Annotated in this window: 19 protein-coding genes; 9 read left to right on the plus strand and 10 right to left on the minus strand. The window is 70.6% G+C overall.

Annotated elements, in window-relative coordinates:
- Positions 1–184: 184 nt before the first annotated feature.
- The 5 genes from ACWDEW_RS12185 (at position 185) to ACWDEW_RS12205 (ending at position 4,022) form a co-directional block, all read left to right on the plus strand.
- Complete coding sequence (locus tag ACWDEW_RS12185) at positions 185–1,165, plus strand: ABC transporter ATP-binding protein (RefSeq protein WP_026179266.1); 981 nt, start codon at positions 185–187, stop codon at positions 1,163–1,165.
- The gene (locus ACWDEW_RS12190) at positions 1,155–2,063 is read left to right on the plus strand and encodes an ABC transporter permease (RefSeq protein ID WP_450512047.1); all 909 of its coding nucleotides are present in this window, start codon (positions 1,155–1,157) and stop codon (positions 2,061–2,063) included. Before ACWDEW_RS12185 ends, ACWDEW_RS12190 begins: the two co-directional genes overlap by 11 nt.
- On the plus strand, positions 2,060–2,971 hold the full coding sequence (locus ACWDEW_RS12195) for an ABC transporter ATP-binding protein (RefSeq protein WP_201051152.1): 912 nt from the start codon (positions 2,060–2,062) through the stop codon (positions 2,969–2,971). Before ACWDEW_RS12190 ends, ACWDEW_RS12195 begins: the two co-directional genes overlap by 4 nt.
- 11 nt (positions 2,972–2,982) lie before the next feature.
- Positions 2,983–3,702 (plus strand): ABC transporter permease, encoded by a 720-nt coding sequence (locus ACWDEW_RS12200; RefSeq protein ID WP_450512050.1) that lies wholly within the window; start codon positions 2,983–2,985, stop codon positions 3,700–3,702.
- An 80-nt stretch (positions 3,703–3,782) separates the two neighbouring features.
- A complete protein-coding gene (locus ACWDEW_RS12205) occupies positions 3,783–4,022 on the plus strand; it encodes an SGM_3592 family protein (RefSeq protein WP_019073427.1) in 240 nt (79 codons plus the stop codon).
- 311 nt (positions 4,023–4,333) lie between these two features.
- On the opposite strand, the gene ACWDEW_RS12210 is transcribed toward ACWDEW_RS12205, so the two are convergent.
- The 9 genes from ACWDEW_RS12210 to ACWDEW_RS12250 all read right to left on the minus strand — a co-directional run bounded on the left by ACWDEW_RS12210 (position 4,334) and on the right by ACWDEW_RS12250 (position 14,411).
- Entirely contained in the window at positions 4,334–5,137 is an 804-nt protein-coding gene (locus ACWDEW_RS12210; RefSeq protein WP_450512052.1) for an HAD family hydrolase, read from the minus strand.
- Positions 5,134–6,411: a serine--tRNA ligase gene (gene serS, locus ACWDEW_RS12215; RefSeq protein ID WP_450512054.1), complete on the minus strand. Its 1,278-nt coding sequence runs from the start codon at positions 6,409–6,411 to the stop codon at positions 5,134–5,136. The genes ACWDEW_RS12210 and serS overlap by 4 nt, the downstream gene beginning before the upstream one ends.
- 573 nt (positions 6,412–6,984) lie before the next feature.
- The gene (pheA, locus tag ACWDEW_RS12220; RefSeq protein WP_450512056.1) at positions 6,985–7,917 is read right to left on the minus strand and encodes a prephenate dehydratase; all 933 of its coding nucleotides are present in this window, start codon (positions 7,915–7,917) and stop codon (positions 6,985–6,987) included.
- A gap of 128 nt (positions 7,918–8,045) precedes the next feature.
- Entirely contained in the window at positions 8,046–9,344 is a 1,299-nt protein-coding gene (gene efeB / locus ACWDEW_RS12225) for an iron uptake transporter deferrochelatase/peroxidase subunit (RefSeq protein ID WP_450512058.1), read from the minus strand.
- Positions 9,345–9,352: 8 nt separating this feature from the next.
- The gene (locus ACWDEW_RS12230; protein ID WP_450512060.1) at positions 9,353–11,470 is read right to left on the minus strand and encodes a copper resistance CopC/CopD family protein; all 2,118 of its coding nucleotides are present in this window, start codon (positions 11,468–11,470) and stop codon (positions 9,353–9,355) included.
- A gap of 16 nt (positions 11,471–11,486) precedes the next feature.
- Positions 11,487–11,933, minus strand: a complete 447-nt coding sequence (locus tag ACWDEW_RS12235) for a copper chaperone PCu(A)C (RefSeq protein WP_450512061.1) — start codon at positions 11,931–11,933, stop codon at positions 11,487–11,489.
- Positions 11,930–12,580, minus strand: a complete 651-nt coding sequence (locus ACWDEW_RS12240) for an SCO family protein (RefSeq protein ID WP_019073434.1) — start codon at positions 12,578–12,580, stop codon at positions 11,930–11,932. The genes ACWDEW_RS12235 and ACWDEW_RS12240 overlap by 4 nt, the downstream gene beginning before the upstream one ends.
- Before the next feature lie 94 nt (positions 12,581–12,674).
- Positions 12,675–13,391, minus strand: a complete 717-nt coding sequence (locus ACWDEW_RS12245) for a YcnI family copper-binding membrane protein (RefSeq protein WP_450512063.1) — start codon at positions 13,389–13,391, stop codon at positions 12,675–12,677.
- Positions 13,392–13,562: 171 nt separating this feature from the next.
- Complete coding sequence (locus tag ACWDEW_RS12250; RefSeq protein ID WP_450512065.1) at positions 13,563–14,411, minus strand: hypothetical protein; 849 nt, start codon at positions 14,409–14,411, stop codon at positions 13,563–13,565.
- Between the two features lie 236 nt (positions 14,412–14,647).
- On the opposite strand from ACWDEW_RS12250, the gene ACWDEW_RS12255 reads away from it, so the two are divergent.
- From ACWDEW_RS12255 to ACWDEW_RS12270, 4 genes are all read left to right on the plus strand, one after another.
- Positions 14,648–15,094 (plus strand): ATP-binding protein, encoded by a 447-nt coding sequence (locus ACWDEW_RS12255; protein ID WP_019073437.1) that lies wholly within the window; start codon positions 14,648–14,650, stop codon positions 15,092–15,094.
- A 52-nt stretch (positions 15,095–15,146) separates the two neighbouring features.
- The gene (locus ACWDEW_RS12260) at positions 15,147–15,704 is read left to right on the plus strand and encodes a GNAT family N-acetyltransferase (RefSeq protein WP_450512067.1); all 558 of its coding nucleotides are present in this window, start codon (positions 15,147–15,149) and stop codon (positions 15,702–15,704) included.
- 66 nt (positions 15,705–15,770) lie between these two features.
- Positions 15,771–16,703: an intradiol ring-cleavage dioxygenase gene (locus tag ACWDEW_RS12265; protein WP_450512069.1), complete on the plus strand. Its 933-nt coding sequence runs from the start codon at positions 15,771–15,773 to the stop codon at positions 16,701–16,703.
- 10 nt (positions 16,704–16,713) lie between these two features.
- The gene (locus ACWDEW_RS12270; RefSeq protein ID WP_450512071.1) at positions 16,714–17,547 is read left to right on the plus strand and encodes a triphosphoribosyl-dephospho-CoA synthase; all 834 of its coding nucleotides are present in this window, start codon (positions 16,714–16,716) and stop codon (positions 17,545–17,547) included.
- Here the strand turns inward: ACWDEW_RS12270 and ACWDEW_RS12275 are convergent.
- On the minus strand, positions 17,527–18,795 hold the full coding sequence (locus ACWDEW_RS12275; RefSeq protein ID WP_450512073.1) for an MFS transporter: 1,269 nt from the start codon (positions 18,793–18,795) through the stop codon (positions 17,527–17,529). The two genes, ACWDEW_RS12270 and ACWDEW_RS12275, sit on opposite strands and share 21 nt — an antisense overlap.
- Between the last annotated feature and the right edge of the window lie 72 nt (positions 18,796–18,867).

An 18,867-nucleotide genomic window follows, 5' to 3' on the forward strand; every position in this document is an offset into this window, starting at 1 on the left:
TGACAGTTGTTAGAGGCTGCGTCAATAGGGTTGATCTCTGCCTGTGGACAACCCCGCGGACCGGTCGTGTAGCTCTCAAGTAGGGGCATCCCCTACGGACCCGTACGCCTGGAGTCTGACGTGAGGACAGCTCTGCGGGGTGACGACCGGAGTGGTCCGCGTCACTACCTTCGTAGACGTGACTGTGATCGCGACCGAAAGCCTGAGCAAGCGGTTCCCCCGGGTGACCGCGCTTGACCGGCTCTCCGTGGACGTCGGACCCGGTGTGACGGGGCTCGTCGGTGCCAACGGAGCCGGCAAGTCCACCTTGATCAAGATCCTGCTGGGTCTGTCCCCCGCCTCCGAGGGCCGAGCCGAAGTGCTCGGCCTCGACGTCGCCACCAAGGGTGCCGACATCCGTGAGCGCGTCGGGTACATGCCGGAGCACGACTGTCTGCCGCCCGACGTCTCGGCCACCGAGTTCGTCGTCCACATGGCGCGCATGTCCGGACTGCCGCCCACCGCCGCGCGCGAGCGCACCGCGGACACGCTGCGCCATGTCGGCCTGTACGAGGAGCGCTACCGCCCCATCGGCGGCTACTCGACGGGCATGAAGCAGCGCGTCAAGCTCGCGCAGGCCCTCGTCCACGACCCGCAGCTGGTCTTCCTGGACGAGCCGACCAACGGCCTCGACCCGGTCGGCCGCGACGAGATGCTGGGCCTCATCCGCCGTATCTACACGGACTTCGGCATCTCGGTGCTGGTGACCTCGCACCTGCTGGGCGAGCTGGAGCGCACCTGCGACCACGTGATCGTGGTCGACGGCGGCAAGCTCCTGCGCTCCAGCTCCACCACGGACTTCACCCAGACCACGACGACCCTGGCGATCGAGGTCACCGACACCGACGAGCACCCGGACGGCACCCGCGCGGTGCGCGAGGCGCTCCACGCGCGCGGGGTGGACACCCACGACGGCAGCGGACTGCCCGGCGCGGGCCACGTCCTGCTCCTGACGGCCTCGGGCGAGGAGACGTACGACGTGGTCCGGGACGTGATCGCGGACCTCGGCCTCGGCCTGGTGCGCATGGAGCAGCGCAGGCACCACATCTCCGAGGTCTTCACCGACACCGAGACCGGCACCGACAGCGACGCAGAGCGGAAGGAGGCCGTAGGCCATGGCAATTGACCAGCCCCTGGTCCCCCAGCCGGGCGACCAGACCCGTATCCACAACATCGGCTACCGCAACTACGACGGCCCCCGCCTGGGCCGCGCCTACGCCCGGCGCTCGCTCTACTCGCAGTCCCTGCGCGGCGCCTACGGCCTCGGCCGCTCGGTGAAGTCCAAGGTGCTGCCCATGCTGCTGTTCGTGGTCATGTGCGTGCCCGCCGCCATCATGGTGGCCGTCGCGGTCGCCACGAAGGCCAAGGACCTGCCCGTCGACTACACCCGCTACGCGATCATCATGCAGGCCGTCATCAGCCTCTACGTCGCCTCCCAGGCACCCCAGTCCGTCTCGCGCGACCTGCGCTTCAAGACCGTGCCGCTGTACTTCTCACGGCCGATCGAGACCGCCGACTACGTGAGGGCCAAGTTCGCGGCCCTCGCCTCGGCCATGTTCATCCTGACCGCCGCCCCGCTGATCGTGCTCTACGTAGGAGCGTTGCTCGCGAAGCTCGACTTCGCCGACCAGACCAAGGGCTTCGCCCAGGGACTCGTCTCCGTGACCCTCCTCTCCCTGCTCTTCGCCGGCATCGGCCTGGTCATCGCGGCGATCACCCCGCGCCGCGGCTTCGGCATCGCGGCCGTCATCGCCGTACTCACCATCTCCTACGGCGCCGTCTCCACCCTCCAGGCGATCGCCGACGCGCAGAACGCCACGAGCGCCATCCCCTGGATCGGCCTCTTCTCGCCCGTCACCCTCATCGACGGCCTCCAGTCGGCCTTCCTGGGCGCGAGTTCGGCGTTCCCCGGAGGCGTCGGCCCCACCCACGGACAGGGCGTCGTCTACGTCCTCGCCGTCCTGAGCCTCATCGCCGCGACCTACGGCCTCCTGATCCGCCGCTACCGGAAGGTGGGCCTGTGACCACGCTCTCCATCGACCATGTCTCCCGCTGGTTCGGCAACGTGGTCGCCGTCAACGACATCACCATGAACGTCGGCCCCGGAGTCACCGGACTCCTCGGCCCCAACGGCGCCGGAAAGTCCACCCTCATCAACATGATGGGCGGCTTCCTCGCCCCCTCCACCGGCACCGTCACCCTCGACGGCCAGCAGGTGTGGCGCAACGAACAGATCTACAAGCACATCGGGATCGTCCCCGAGCGCGAGGCGATGTACGACTTCCTCACCGGGCGCGAATTCGTCGTCGCCAACGCCGAGTTGCACGGCCTCGGCGCCAAGGCCGCCCAGAAGGCGCTGGCCACGGTCGAGATGGAGTACGCGCAGGACCGCAAGATCTCCACGTACTCCAAGGGCATGCGCCAGCGCGTGAAGATGGCGTCCGCCCTGGTCCACGACCCCTCGCTGCTCCTGCTCGACGAGCCCTTCAACGGCATGGACCCGCGCCAGCGCATGCAGCTCATGGACCTGCTGCGGCGGATGGGCGACGAGGGCCGCACGGTGCTGTTCTCGTCCCACATCCTCGAAGAGGTCGAACAGCTCGCCTGGCACATCGAGGTCGTCGTCGCCGGACGGCACGCGGCCAGCGGCGACTTCCGCAAGATCCGCCGCCTGATGACCGACCGCCCGCACCGCTACCTGGTCCGTTCCAGCGACGACCGTGCCCTGGCCGCCGCGCTGATCGCGGACCCGTCGACCTCGGGCATCGAGGTCGACCTGGCCGAGGGCGCGCTGCGCATCCAGGCCGTCGACTTCGGCCGGTTCACCGCCCTGCTGCCCAAGGTGGCCAGGGACCACGGCATCCGGCTGCTCACGGTCTCGCCGTCGGACGAGTCGCTCGAATCCGTCTTCTCGTATCTCGTCGCGGCGTAGGAGGCCAAGAGATGTACGACCCCACAGTCGCCCGACTCACCTACCGGGCCCTGCTCGGCCGGCGCCGGGCCCTCATCCTGGGCGCCCTGCCCATGCTGCTGATCCTGATCTCCGTGGTGGTGCGCGGCCTCGCGGGCGCGGACGACCAGACGGCCGTCGACGTCCTGGGCGGCCTCGGCCTCGCCACGATGGTGCCGATCATCGGCGTCATCGCCGGCACGGGCGCGATCGGACCGGAGATCGACGACGGCTCGGTGGTGTACCTGCTGTCCAAGCCGCTGAAGCGGCCCACGATCATCTTCACCAAGCTGATCGTGGCGGTCGGCGTCACCATGGTGTTCTCGGCCGTGCCCATGCTGATCTCCGGGCTCATCCTGAACGGCAACGGACAGCAGATCGCCGTCGCCTACACGGTGGCCGCCCTGGTCGCCTCCATCGCCTACGCGGCACTCTTCCTGCTGCTCGGCACGGTCTCGCGGCACGCGGTGGTCTTCGGGCTCGTCTACGCCCTCGTCTGGGAGGCCCTGTTCGGCTCCCTGGTCGCCGGCGCCCGCACGCTCAGCGTCCAGCAGTGGGCTCTGGCCGTCGCCCACAAGGTGTCCGGCGGCGAGCTGGTGACCTCGGACGTCGGGCTGACCACGGCGACGATCTTCCTGGTCGCGGTGACCGTGGGAGCGACCTGGTACGCCGGACAGAAGCTGCGCTCGCTGACCCTCGCCGGCGAGGAATGACAGGTCCTGATCTTGACGGGGGCTTCATCTCTGTCCGGGCACACTGGGCAAACGGGGACGCACGGCTAGGAGGAACGGGGATGGCGGGACAGGCACCGTACGGCGGCGGACAGGCCGAATCAGGCGACGGCTGGGACAAGTTGGTCCTGGACGACGACTTCATACGGTCCGCCGAGACGGCCGAGCCGTCCGCGCGCGCCCGGATGCTCGCGGCGCGCTGGCGCAACGAGTCGCCCGAGCCGCAGCCCTGGCGTTCGGACGAGCCGCCCGCGGGCTGGTTCTTCAGCAAGGCGCGTCGGCGCAGGTGGCGACGGGGCTAACCTTCACCCGGCTGCCCTTTTATTCGGTGGCGTCCAACTCGGCGTACAGGCACAGTTGTTCTGTCGACGCCGGAGCAGCCGGCGCCACCGACTGGGAGAGGAGCTGGACGATGTCGATGCACGACAGGACGTCCAACTCCCTTCAGGGCAGCCCGCGGCGGTCTCCGGAGTAGTTACCCCTCCGTCGAGTCGCCCACCACGGGGAGCTGCCCGGGGCGGCCGCTTCGAGCACGCGACTCATTATCGCGTGGGCCGCCCACCCTGTTGCCCCCGTCGCAGGGGGCGAGCCGAGCTGGGGCGGTTGCCCACACCTACGCGAGCAACCGCTCCAGCACGACCGCGATGCCGTCGTCCTCGTTGGAGGCCGTCACCTCGTCCGCCACCGCCCTGAGTTCCTCGTGGGCGTTGGCCATCGCCACGCTGTGGGACGCCCACGCGAACATCGCGATGTCGTTGGGCATGTCGCCGAAGGCGATCGTGTCGGCGGACTTCAGACCGAGGCGGCGCGCCGCGATGGAGAGGCCCGTGGCCTTGGACAGGCCCAGGGGCAGCAGTTCGACGATGCCCTCGCCCGCCATCGAGACCGTGACGAAGCCGCCCGCGGCCTCGCGGGCCGCCTCGGCGAGCTGGTCGTCGGTGAGGGTCGGGTGCTGGATGTAGATCTTGTTCAGGGGAGCGGCCCACAGCTCGGACACGTCCGTGAACGAGGTCGCGGGCAGCGCCCCCGCGACCCGATATCCGGGACCGACCAGCACCTCGCCGTCCAGGCCGCCCTGGCTCGCCGCCAGGAACAGCGGGCCGACCTCGGCCTCGATCTTGGCGAGCGCCACGGCGGCCAGTTGCCGGTCCAGGGTGACCGAGGTCAGCAGGCGGTGCTCGCCGGCGTCGTAGACCTGGGCGCCCTGGGCGCAGACCGCGAGGCCCTCGTAGCCGAGGTCGTCGAGGATGTGCCGGGTCCAGGGGGCCGCGCGGCCGGTCACCACGATGTGCGCGGCACCGGCCTCCGTCGCCGCCGCGAGGGCGGCACGGGTGCGCGGCGAGACCGACTCGTCGGAGCGCAGCAGCGTTCCGTCGAGGTCGGTCGCGATCAGCTTGTACGGGAAGCCGGTGCTCACTTGGCGACCGGCGTCAGGACCTCACGGCCGCCCAGGTACGGGCGCAGCATCTCGGGCACGCGCACTGAGCCGTCGGGCAGCTGGTGGTTCTCCAGGATCGCCACGATCGTGCGCGGTACGGCGCACAGCGTGCCGTTGAGCGTCGCCAGCGGCTGCACCTTCTTGCCGTCGCGCAGCCGCACGGACAGGCGGCGGGCCTGGAAGCTGTCGCAGTTGGAGGCCGAGGTCAGCTCGCGGTACTTGCCCTGGGTCGGGATCCACGCCTCGCAGTCGAACTTGCGGGACGCCGACGCGCCGAGGTCGCCCGAGGCCACGTCGATGACGTGGAAGGGGAGTTCGAGGGCGGTGAGCCACTGCTTCTCCCACTCCAGGAGTCGCCGGTGCTCGTTCTCCGCGTCCTCGGGGAGGACGTACGAGAACATCTCGACCTTGTCGAACTGGTGCACGCGGAAGATGCCCCGTGTGTCCTTGCCGTACGTGCCGGCCTCGCGGCGGAAGCAGGGCGAGAAGCCCGCGTAGCGCAGCGGCAGCTTGTCGGCGTCGAGGATCTCGTCCATGTGGTACGCCGCGAGGGGGACCTCGGAGGTGCCGACCAGGTAGTAGTCGTCCTTCTCCAGGTGGTACACGTTCTCCGCGGCCTGGCCGAGGAAGCCGGTGCCCTCCATGGCGCGCGGGCGGACCAGCGCCGGGGTCAGCATCGGGATGAAGCCGGCCTCCGTGGCCTGCGCGATCGCCGCGTTGACGAGCGCCAGCTCCAGGAGGGCGCCGACGCCGGTGAGGTAGTAGAAGCGGGAGCCGGACACCTTGGCGCCGCGCTCGACGTCGATGGCGCCCAGCGCCTCGCCGAGCTCCAGGTGGTCCTTGGGCTCGAAGCCCTCGGCGGCGAAGTCGCGGATGGTGCCGTGCGTCTCCAGGACGACGAAGTCCTCCTCGCCGCCGACCGGCACGTCCGGGTGCACCAGGTTGCCGAGCTGGAGGAGGAGCCGCTTGGTCTCCTCGTCCGCCTCGTGCTGCTCGGCGTCGGCCGCCTTGACGTCGGCGGCGAGCTGGCCCGTCTTCTTGAGCAGCTCGGCCTTCTCGTCGCCGGAGGCCTTGGGGATGAGCTTGCCGAGCGCCTTCTGCTCGGAGCGCAGCTCGTCGAAGCGGACGCCGGACGACCTGCGCCGCTCGTCGGCGGACAGGAGAGCGTCGACGAGCGCGACGTCCTCTCCACGGGCGCGCTGGGACGCGCGCACACGGTCGGGGTCCTCACGGAGCAGGCGAAGGTCAATCACGCGGACCAGGCTACCGGTGCGGGGTTCCGGCTCACGACTTGGTATTCCGAACTGCGGCTTACATCCAGTTATGGGGTAATTGCGGAGAGTGTCAATGTCGATGGATGCAAGTCAATAAAAGAGCGTCCCACTCCCTGGAACGGGGCAGGCGCGAGGCGGCCTGTTGACTCGAATCCCTTGTGGGAAACGGGACTTGAGGTCGCGGTTGTCCACAGGAATCCACATCCCGGAAGAGTTATCCACAGGCTGTGTGGAAGATCTGTGGATGCCGGAAGTGATCATTCCTGAAGAGGGTCCCGGGGTGAGGAATTCCCGACCCAAACGTCCCGCACACCCACTTTCGGGTGGAATTGCGTCGCTCCATAGGATTGCCCGAAGGAAACGAGTGGACGAAGAGTGACCTACGCGCCGGTGCGCGCACCAGGCGCCTGTAGGGCGATTTGTCGACAGACTGATGCTCCACTGTCGACTTGTCCCCAGGTCGAGAAGTGGGCCTGTGGATAACTTCTGTGGATAACGAAGATACGCAGGTACTACCGGGCCACTACCGGGCCGCCGTCGGCGCACTGCCGGTCAGAAACGGCCGTCCTGGCAGTGCGCGACCCAGTCCGCCGCCGACAGGAACTCCTCGTCCGAGGTTCCCGGGAACAGCGGTCGTACCCCGTCCACGCCGACGTCCGCGCGCGGGTACGAACCGAGGAAGCGCACCTGCAGACAGATCCGCTTGAGTCCCATCAGCGCCTCGGCGACCCGGCGGTCCGAGATGTGTCCCTCGGCGTCGACGCAGAAGCAGTAGTTGCCGATGCCGGCGCCGGTCGGGCGGGACTGCAACAGCATGAGGTTGATGCCCCGGGTGGCGAACTCGCCCAGCAGGTCGCGCAGACCGCCGGGGTGGTCGTCGCGCTGCCAGATGACGACGGACGTCTTGTCCGCGCCGGTCGGCGCCGCCGGGCGGGCGGGCCTGCCCACCAGCACGAACCGGGTCTGCGCGTTCTCCGCGTCGTGGATCTCCGTCTCCAGGGCCTCAAGGCCGTACCGGGCGGCGGCGAACTCACCGGCGAACGCGGCGTCGTAGCGGCCCTCCTGGACCAGGCGGGCGGCGTCCGCGTTCGAGGCGGCCGACTCCCACAGGGCGTCCGGGAGGTTCGCCTTCATCCAGTTGCGGACCTGCGGCTGGGCGGCCGGGTGCGCGGAGACCGTCTTGATGTCGGAGATCTTCGTGCCCGGCCTGACCAGCAGCGCGAAGGTGATCGACAGCAGCACCTCGCGGTAGATCATCAGCGGCGCGCCCGCGACCAGCTCGTCCAGGGTGGTGGTGATACCGCCCTCGACGGAGTTCTCGATCGGCACGAACGCGGCCTCGGCCTCGCCGCTGCGCACCGCGTCCAGCGCGGACTGCACCGACACATACGGGATCAGCTCCCGGGTGGCCGCCTCGGGAAGCGTGCGCAGGGCGACTTCGGTGAAAGTGCCCTCGGGGCCGAGATACGCGTAGCTGGCTGGCATGACCTCACCCTAATGGGCCTTGCGAAACCGGACGTACCCTTCCCGGCCCAGCCACCCGTCAGGGCGACGACTCCCGCCTCAGTGCGTCAGGGCCACGCCTCCCGCCCCAGCCCGTCGGGGCGACCGGCTCACCCCTCCAGCAGCCGCTGCCCCACGTACTCGCCCTCCGCCGCCCCGCCCGGCACCGCGAACAGGCCGCTCGCCTCGTGGCGGATGTACGTCGACAGGGCGTCGCCGCGGTCGAGCTTGCGCTGCACGGTGACGAAGCCGCGCAGCGGGTCGGCCTGCCAGCAGACGAAGAGGAGCCCGGCGTCCGGGGTGCCGTCGGCGGCGATGCCGTCGTGGTACGAGAAGGGGCGCCGGAGCATCGCCGCGCCGCCGTTCTGGTCGGGACGGGCGATCCGGGCGTGCGCGTTGATGGGGACGACCAGGGAACCCTTCGCGTCGGTCTTCTCCAGGTCCATCGCGGTCGTCTCACCGCCCCCAGAAAGCGGCGCCCCATTGGACTTCCGGCGGCCTACGACGTTCTCCTGGGCGCCGGTCGAGAGCTTCTCCCAGTCGTCGAGGAGCATGCGGATCCGGCGTACGACGGCGTAGGAGCCGTTCGCCATCCAGGCCGGGTCTGCCGACCCGGACGCCGGCACGAAGATCCGCTTGTCGAAGTCGGCCTCGGTCGGCTTGGGATTGCGGGTGCCGTCGAGCTGGCCCATCAGATTGCGGGCCGTCATCTTGTGGGCCGTCGCACCCGGTGTCCGGTTGAAGCCGTTCATCTGCCAGCGCACCTTGGCCGCGCTGCCCGCGTCCTTCTGGATCGTGCGCAGGGCGTGGAAGGCGACCAGAGCGTCGTCGGCGCCGATCTGCACCCACAGGTCGCCGTTGCTGCGCGCCTTGTCGAGCTGGTCGGAGGAGAAGTCGGGGAGCGGGTCGAGGGAGCCGGGACGCTGCTTCTCCAGTCCCGTACGGGAGAAGAAGCTGTTGCCGAAGCCGAAGGTGATCGTCAGCGACGAAGGTCCCGCGTCCCGGGCGACATCCGTGTCGTCCTGTGCCGCCGGCTCACCCGCCATCAGCCGCTGCGCGGTCGTCGACCAGCGGCGCAGCAGGGCCGCCGCCTGCTTGCGGCCCGCGCCCGCCGCAAGGTCGAAGGCGACCAGGTGGCCGCGCGCCTGGAGGCCCTCGGTGATGCCGGGCTGATGTTTCCCGTGAAACATTGCCCTGTCCGCGCCAAGCGAGGTCAGCGGAGTGGCCCCGGCCGGTGCGGCCGCGTACCCCACGGCCCCGCCCGCCGCACCGAGCACGAGCCCGGTGGCACCGGCCGTACCGAGGAGCCGTCGGCGGGAAACACCCTCCCCTGGAGAGGCGTTTTCGGAAACGGCCTCCCCGGGAGGTGCCTTTACGGTGCGGGCCTCGGGAATGGACTGGTCAGGCATGGCGTGGTTCAGCCGATCTGCGCGTTCTTGTCGACGGTCGTCTGGTCGATGTCGGAGGTCCGCACGGTCACCGAGATCTTCCAGTCGCCCGCCATGGGGATCTGGATTCCGTTCGCGGCCCAGTGCCCGGTGGTGATGCGGTCGGGCGTCACGGGCAGCGGACCGATCTTCTTCGCGGCGAGCGTGAAGGCGACCTTCACTTCGGGGACGTCGAAGGCCCGGCCGTTGGGGCGCTGCACATAGACGTGCATCTCGTTGCCGCCCACCCGCGCGGGGTCGATGTCGACCCGGATGACGCCCTTGCCGTCCGTGCCCCCGGTGTCGAAGGACATGTCCAGCGTCAGCGCGCCCGAGGACGACGAGGAAGAGGACGAGGAGGACGTCTTGGCCGCCTTGGCGTCCTCCTCCGTGCGGCCCGGTTCGGTGGTCGTCAGGGCCGTGGTGACGGCGAGGACGACGACCGCGACGGCGGCCTCGGCGAGGACCGAGCGGCGCAGCCCGAAGAGGTTCGGGTCGGCGTCCCGCAGCCGCTTCTGCCGGGCGCTGTCCACCGCGGACTGCTGGCGCGCGAGTTGGGCGGCGCGCTTGGAGTCTCCGGTCCCATTGGACGCGGCTGATGCGGGCGTCGGCGCATCGTCCTCGGCCGATGCTCCGGCGCCGGCGGAGTCCGCGGCCGTGGAGTCGGTGACCGCGGCGGACGCCTTGGCACCGGCGTTGGTGTGCGCGGCGGAGGCCTTGGCGCCGGAGTCGACGGCTTTGGCGGACGCCGTGACGTGCTCCTTCTCGGGCTCGTGCTCCTTGGCTGCCGCTGTCTCCTCGACGACCGTCTCAGCCGTAGCCGTAGCCGTAGCCGTAGCCGTAGCCGTAGCCGTAGCCGTAGCCGTGTCGGTGTCGCTGTCCGCGAGCCGCCGCGTCCACCGCCGGGAGATCGACGCGATCCCCACAAGCAGCGCCACGAGCCCGATCTTCACCAGCAGCAGCTGCCCGTACCCGGTGTCGGTGAACGCCGACCAGGAGCCGAGCTGGCGCCAGGACTGGTAGACGCCGGTCGCGACGAGCGCGACGACACTGCCGAACGCCAGGCGCGAGAAGCGCTGGACGACGGCCCGGCCGACGGGGTTGTCGGCGGGCGCCCGGTACAGCGAGACGAGGAGGGCGGTGAGGCCGCCGAGCCAGGCCGCGACGGCCAGCAGGTGGACGACGTCGACGGGCATCGCGATGCCGGGCTGCAGCCCGGTCGAGGCGTGCTCGGACAGCGCCCAGCTCGCGGCGAGCCCGGCGGCCACCACACCGCCGCCGATGGCGAGTCCGAAGGTCAGGTCGCGCTTCTCCTCGTCCTCGCGCTTGTCGTAGGCCCCGAAGAGGACGGCGATGAACAGCGCGGCGGCCGCGAGCAGCAGCAGCCGGGAGACGAGCGAGGCGCCCGTCTTGGTCTGGAGGACCTGGCCGAGGAGGTTCAGGTCGAAGATGTCGCCGAACTTCCCGGAGGTCGTGTACGAGCCGCGCAGGAGCAGCAGCCAGAGCGTGGCCGCGGTCAGCGAGACCCACCCGGAGACCACCAGCCGCTGGAGGGCGCGCACTCCGGCGCCCCGCTGCCAGCAGGCCAGCACGAAGGCGGCGCCGCCGACCATGACGATGAAGCCGGCGTACGACATGTAGCGCCCGAAGCCGTACAGCCCGCCGACGAGCCCGCCGCCGACGTCCTGTTCGGCCGACGCCGAGACGACGGTCTTCGAGGGGGAGCCGATCGAGAAGGTGAAGGCGCCGCCCACGGGATGGCTGTCCGCGGACACGACCTGCCAGGCCACCGTGTAGGTGCCGGCGGGCAGCCCGCTGCGGATCTGTGTGGCGTACGTCGTGCCGCTGATGTTGGACGGCTTGCCGACGTCGACGCGTTTGCCCTTCGGGTCGAGCACGCGCAGCGAGTCGTTGTTCGTCGCGACCTTCTCGGAGAAGGTGAGCGAGACCTGTGTCGGAGCCTTGTTGACCACCACCCCCGAAGAGGGGTCGCTGCCGGTCAGGGCGGCGTGCGCGGAGGCCGTCCCGGCACCCGCGAACAGCATGCCGACGACGGCCAGGAACAGCAGCACCAGCGTGCGGACTCGGGGGGTGATGGTCGTCTTCAAGGTGGGGGTCCCTCCCTCAGTGCCCGGTCGTGGGGTTGTACGTCGCCGACTTCACGGGCATCTCAACCGTGAGGGGGCCGGACTTGGCAAAGTGCAGCTTCACGGTCACGTTGTCGCCCTGCTTCAGCGTGTGCTTCAGCTTGTCGAACATCAGGTGGTTGCCCCCGCTCTTGAACACGAGTTGACCGTGTGCGGGCACATCGAGCGACTGCACCTCCTCCATCGCCTGGCCGACCGTCTCGTGCACGGAGACGGGGCCGACGTTGCTCGTGACGGAGGTCAACTCGTCCTTCGCGCCGCCCTTGTTGGCGATGTCCAGGAAGCCCGCCGCCATGTCCGAGACCGGCTGGGGAATGTAGGCGGAGCCGACGGAGAGCTCGGCCTTCGCGTCGTCCGAGCCGCCGCAGCCGGTGAGGACCAGCGCGCCGGTCAGCGCCGCGACGGGCCCGGCGAACCGCCTCACGGCGTCTCCCCCTTGATGATCTTGGGGAGGTCCTTGGTGTAGTCGTCGACGGTGGTGTCCTGGCCGTAGAGGAGGTAACCGCCGTTGGTCTTCGGGGAGAACGCGACGACCTGGGTGCCGTGGACGGAGACGAGCTTGCCGTTCTTGTCCTTCGACGTCGGTTCGATGGAGATGCCCAGGGTGCGGGCGCCGGCCTGGATGGTCGCGAAGTCGCCGGTCAGGCCGACGAACTGGGTGTCGATGCCCTTGAGCCACTTGCCGAGCTCCGACGCGGTGTCCCGGGCCGGGTCGGTGGTGACGAACACGACCAGCAGCTTGTCCTGCTCGGCCTTGGGCAGCGACTTCTTGGCGACCGCGATGTTGTTCATCGTCAGCGGGCAGATGTCGGGGCAGTGGGTGTAGCCGAAGTAGATCAGCGTCGGCCGGTTCTTGGTCTCAGCCCGGAAGTCGTACTTCTTGCCGTGCGTGTCCGTGAGGACCAGGTCCGGCTTCTCGAACGGGGTGTCGAGCACGGTGGCGGCCTGGGTCGCGGTGTCCTCGGAGACCACGGCGACGGGGCTGTTGCCGTCGTCGCCGCTGCCGCAGGCGGAGAGCGTCAGGGTGGCGGCGGCGAGCAGCGCTGCCGCCGCGAACGTCTTCTTGCGCATAGGAAAAATGTCCCAGTTGTGAGAGCTCCGGCGCGCACCGGGGTCGTACGCAAGAGTCGCACGGACCCCTGTGCGCGCCATGAGCGGACGGGCCTCAGACGGTCGTACGCCGACGGCCGGCGAGAACGCCGTACGCCACACCGGCCGCACCGACGGCGATGCCGACGACGGCGAGGACGCGGGCGGTGGTGTCGGAGGAGTCGGCGGCGGTCGTGGTGTCGGCGGCGGTGTTCTCGGTCTTCTCGGAGGCGTCCTCGGCCTTCGCGCCGGAGGCGGAGGCGGAGGTCAGCTCAAGCGTCGGAGCCGGGTTCTCGGGCTCCTCCGCGCCGTCCTTCTGCACCTCGATCCAGCGCACGACCTCCTTGTCGGAGTACGTCTGCAGCGCCTTGAAGACGAGCTGGTCGGTGTCCGTGGGCAGCATGCCGACGGAGACCGGGAACTTCTGGAAGTAGCCGGGCTCGACGCCCTTGCCGGTCGCGGTCCAGGTGACCTTGGTGACGGCCTCGGTGATCGTCTCGCCGTGCATCTCGGCCGGCTTGGCCAGCTTCGACTTGGTGACCTTGACGGTCCAGCCGCTGATCGGCTCCGGCATCACGGAGGCCAGCGGGTGGTCGGTCGGGAAGGTGACTTCGAGCTTGGTGGTCGAGGCGTCGTCGCGCTCGTTCGGGACCTTGAAGTCGACGACCGCGTAGCCGCCCTGGACGGCCGTGCCCTCCGGCTGCACGGAGACGTGCGCGAAGGCGGGGGAGGACAGGACGACGACGGCCGAGCCGGCGACGGCAGCGGCGGCGGCGATACGAGAAGCCTTCATGGAAAGGAGCACTCCACTTCGAGTTCGAGTGAGTTCCGGTGGTGAAGAGGGGGCGCGTGAACACCTGGGTGACGTCAGGGGTTTCCCGGCGGAGAACGCCGGGCACGCGCGCGTGCCGCACGACGGCGGCCTCTCCACGCACCAAAGGAGTGCGGTGGTGGTCGCGTCGCGTCAGGCGGCGAGGACGTGGGCGGCGGCCGAAGGCGGGCCGCGGCGGATCACCGAGTGCTGGAGTGCGGTGGTGTGCGGCGCGGGCGGTGCGAACAGGGCCGTACGCCGTGGACGCGGACCCGTCCCGGGCGCCCCGGGCAGTCCGGCCCGCAGGGCGCGCACCAGGGCGAGGGCCCCGCGCAGGGACCGTACGAGCGCACCTTCCGCGACTCCGTGTGCCGACAGTTCCATCAAGCGCCGCAGCGCCAGGTCCCCGTGCCGCAGCAGCCAGCCCGCGGCGAGCGCCGCGAGGAGGTGGCCGATCAGCATGGACACGGACGGGAACAGCGACATGGAGGAGGCGGCGGAGGTGGACATGGCGTCCGCCGGGTGGTGCATCGACCCCATGCCGCTCATCGAGCTCATGGAGCCCGTCGAGCGCGAGGCCGGCAGCAGCCGCGCGTTGGCGAGGAGTTGGTGGGCCTGCGCCGGGCTGATCGCCGCCGCGGTGGTTCCGCACAGCAGATGCGCGGCGCGCGCGACCAGCGTGGCGTCGGAGGCGGACAGGCCGCCGGTGGGCGACGTGCCGGCGGTCGTCTGGCCGAGCCCGAACAGCGTGTGCAGGACGGTCTGTCCGACCGCGAGCAGTGCCGCGATGCCCGGCAGCGAGCGCTCGCGCCCGGTGAGCGGGGCGACGACCAGGAACGTGGCGAGGAAGCCCGCGCCGAGTGTCCACAGGGGCACGGTGGCGCAGGAGGCGATGGCATGACCGGCCGCGGCCAGCACGACACAGACCGCGGCGAACACCGCGGCCCGCAGGACCCGGAGTTCACCTCCGGAGCGCGCCGTACGTGGGTGGGGGGCAGTCATGGCGGGCTCATCATCGCACCGGCCCTGCGGGCGCCATACGGCAGGTCCGCCACACCGGGACGATAATGTGTCATAGATCACAAAGGTCACTCTCCGACGTGAGCTACCTCCGGATACACCAATTACGTTTGGGACACATCCCCCATATGGGCGGCATCACGTCAACTCCGTGCTTACACAGGGGCACTGGCGGCAATAGGTATCACTATGTCGAGCCGCGGCCAGGAGGCTGGAGCATGAGCATCTGGTGGTCACTCCATCTGAGGCGCGAGGCCGCGAGCGTTCCGCTCGCCCGCCGGCTTCTCCTCGGCACGATGGAGACCGCGGGCGTCGACCCGGACATCTCCTACGACCTCTCGGTCGCCCTCAGCGAGGCGTGCGCCAACGCCGTCGAGCACGGCGGCGACACCGAGCCCGGCGCGTCCTCGGAGGCGTACCGCGTCACCGCGTACCTCGACGGCGAGAAGTGCCGTATCGAGGTCGCCGACTCGGGCCCCGGCTTCGCGCGCGCCCAGGCCGTCCGCCCCGCCCCGAGCGAGGCGGAGAACGGCCGGGGCCTGTGTCTCATCCAGGAACTCGCCGACCACGTCCACATCGGCAACAAGCCGGGTGTGGGCGGCGCGGTGGTGAGCTTCGACAAGATCCTGAAGTGGCGGAAGGACGCGCCGCTGATGGCGGTGTGAGGGAGCGTCCGAAGCGCGTCCCCCGGTGTCGGCGCCACGGCAGAATCCGCGCATGGACATCCGACCCGAACAACTGGCCGACGGTCTGACGCTGCGGCTCGCCGAGCCGGCCGACGCCCCGGCCCTCGCCGCCGCCTTCACCGAGAACCGGAGCCCCTGGGAGCCGTACCGCCCGGACGCCTTCTTCACCGCCGAAGGGCAGCGCGGGCGGCTGCGGGCGATGCTGCGGGAGTACCGGGAGGGCCGGGTCGTGCCGCTGCTCCTCGTGTCCGGCGAGCGGGTCGCCGGGGCCTTCACCCTGGCCGGGATCGTGCTCGGCTCCTTCCGCAGCGCCACGCTCGGCTACTGGATCACCGCCGACCTGCGGGGGCGCGGCCTGGCCACCTCGGGTGTCGGGCGGGTCTGCGCGCTCGCGCGGGAGACGATCGGACTGCACCGGCTGGAGGCCACCACGCGGCTCGACAACCTGGCCTCCCAACGCGTCCTGGAGAAGAGCGGGTTCGAGCCGATCGGCATGGCTCCGCGCTATGCGCACATAGGCGGGGCCTGGCAGGACCACCGGTTGTTCCAGCGGATCCTGCACGACGACGACCCGCCTTCAGCTTTCTGAGAATTCTTACCTTGCGCACAGCGCACGCCCACGCCCTTGACGGCGGTCGTTCGTAGCTTCCCGAGCATGACGGGAAACCACAAGGACACAACGATCAGCCGGCGCCGCGCCCTCGCGGTGACCGGCGGGACGGTCGCGGCCGGCGGGCTGGCGGTGGCCGGATTCCAGTCGGCGTTCGCCGACACGACCCACACGACTGCCGACGCGGACGCGACGGCCACGGCGACCTCGACCAGCGGCGAGTGCATGACGCTGATGACGAGCGTCACCGAGGGCCCGTACTACCTCGACGGTGCCCTGGTGCGCAAGGACATCACCGAGGGCAAGGCGGGTGTCCCGCTCACCCTGCGGCTGACCGTCGTCGACGCCACCGACGGCTGCACCCCGGTCAAGGGCGCGGCCGTGGAGATCTGGCACTGCGACGCCTGGGGCTACTACTCCGGCTACACCACCGCCAACCCCGGCGGCTCGGCCCCCGCCGAGAGTGAGGAGGGCGACAGCGCCAACGACCTCACCTACCTGCGCGGTTACCAGATCGCCAACGCCAACGGGGTCGTCAAGTTCGAGACGATCTTCCCGGGCTGGTACACCCCGCGCACCTGCCACATCCACGTCAAGGTGCACACCGGCGGCGAGAAGGAGGACGGCACCTACGAGGGCGGCAAGGTCAACTACACCGGCCAGCTGTTCTTCACCGACGACATCGCCGAGGAGATCTTCACCCTCGACCCGTACGCCAAGCACACGGGCTCGTACACCGTCCTCGCCGACGACATGGTCTACGACGGCGGAGGCGCCGCCAGCGGACTGCTCACCCTCAAGGCCGTCCACAAGAAGGACCCGTCCAAGGGCTACAAGGGCTCCCTGACGCTCGGCGTCGACCCGGACGCGGAAAGCACCGGCGCGGGCAGCGGCGGAGGCGGCACGCCCCCGAGCGGCGCCCCGACGGGCACCCCGCCCAGCGACAGCGCCTCCCCTTCGGCCTCCGCCTCTTCGTAAGGTAAGGGACATGACAAGCCGCGAGGACGACGTGCTGGCGCGGGCCGCCGTGGCCGCGCTCACCGGTCAGCTGGCCCTGGCTCCCAAGCCGGGTCTGCCCGACCCCCGTGACCTGGACGCCCGCAGCACGCGCCGGGAGCACGACAGTCTGCGCTGGTCGGCCAAGGCGCTGACGCCCGGGCTCGCGGCGATGGCCGCCGCCGCCCGCCGTGCCGGCGAAGCCACGCCGGCGCTGCGGGCGGAGTTGGGCGCGATCGGCCGGTGCACCGAGCACTCGGTCGGCCTGGCCGGAGGCGGCCACAAGGGCGCCCTGTGGACCCTCGGCTTCCTGGTCGCCGCGGTCGTCCTGGACCCCGGCGCCAAGGCCGGCGAGATCGCCGTGAACACCCGGAAGATCACCGCGTTCAACGACAAGGGCGCCCCCAGGCGCCCCTCCCGTGGTTCGTCGATCTCCGTCAAGTACGGCGCGGCCGGCGCCCGGGGCGAGGCCCGGGCCGGATTCCCGCACGTACGCAGGGCGTTGGACGCCCTCGCCGCAGCCCGCACGGCAGGTGCCACCGAGACCCAGGCCCGGCTGGACGCCCTCCTCACCGTGATGTCCACCCTCCAGGACACCGAACTCCTGCACACCGCGGGCCCGTTGGGCCTGCGCCAGGTCCAGGCGGGCGCCCGCGGCGTCCTGGAGGCGGGCGGCACGGCGACGGAGGCCGGCGCGGAGGCCCTGGCCGCGTTCGACACCGACCTGCACGCGCGCGCGTGGAGCCCTCGCGGAAGCGCGGGGCTCCTGGCGGGAGCGCTGTTCCTGGACTCCTTACCGGTCAACTCACTGGCAGGGGTCGCCTGACGGTTCCTTCACCAGCACCGGCCGCCTGACGGTCACTTCAGCGGCACCGGCACCGGCACCCGCACCGGCCGCCCACCGCGCCGCCGGTCCCATCGCGTACGACGCCGCCACCGTCGCCCCGCCCAGCAGCAGCCAGCCCGGTGTGCCCCACTCCAGGAGGAGGGACGTCAGCACCAGGGGGCCCATCGTCCTGGCCACGGTCACGCCGGTGCCGAAGAACCCCTGGTACTCGCCCACCCGGTCGACGGGTGCCAGGGCGAAGGACAGTTGCCAGGAACCCGCCGACTGCCCCATCTCGGCGGCCACCTGGAGCAGCGCCCCGACCACCAGTGCCCCCGCCGCCACCCACGGCGACGCGCCCGCCGACAGCGCGAACGCCGCGCAGGCCGCCAGCATCACCCAGCCCGAACGCCGCACCACGCGCGTGGCCGACGCGAGCCCCGTGACCCCGCGTGCCGTCCGCACCTGGAAGACCATCACCGCACCGGTGTTGAGCACGAACAGCGCGGACACCAGCCAGGTGGGCGCGTCGGTGCGCTCGGCGATCCACAGCGGCAGCCCGAGGCTGAGCAGCGGCATCCGCAGCAGCAGCACGGTGTTGAGCAGCGTGACGACGACATACGGCCGGTCGCGCAGGACGCCGAGACCGCCCGGCTTCCGTGCCCGGACGGCCCGCACCGACGGGAGACGCAGCAACAGCCCCGCGCACACCACGAAGCTCACCGCGTCCAGGGCGAACACCCCGAGGTACGCCGGCCGCGTCCCCGCCCGCAGCGCGAGCCCGCCGAGGCCCGCGCCCACCGCGAGCCCGGCGTTCAGCGTCGACTGGAGATGGGCCAACAGCCCGGTCCGTTCCCCGGCCGACACCAGCCCCGCCAGCAGCGCCTGCCGGGCCGCCGCGAGCCCCGACTGCGCGGAGGCGTAGGCGCACGCGGCGAGCACGAACGGCACGAATCCCCGTACGACGAGGAAGGACGCCACCGCGAGCCCGGTCGCCAGCGCCAGCAGCACCGCCGTACCGCGCGGCCCCCGCCGGTCGGACAGCCGCCCCAGGGGTACCCCCACCAGCGACCCGACTGCCCACGCGAGGGTGAGCCCGAGGCCCACGCGCGCGGGGGCGAGCCCGACGACGTGGGTGAAGTACAGCGCCGAGGTCACGTAGTAGGCGCCGTCACCGATGGAGTTGGTCAACTGGGCCAGCGCCAGGGTGCGTTGCGGGCCCGCGGGCGGGACGAGCGAGTTCGTCATGCCTATGACGTTAGAAGCTCAGTGGGTCTCCGGTGAGACCCAATAGGTATCCCATTTATTGGTCCAATTCAT

It is taken from the genome of Streptomyces sp. NPDC001100 (assembly GCF_053598575.1).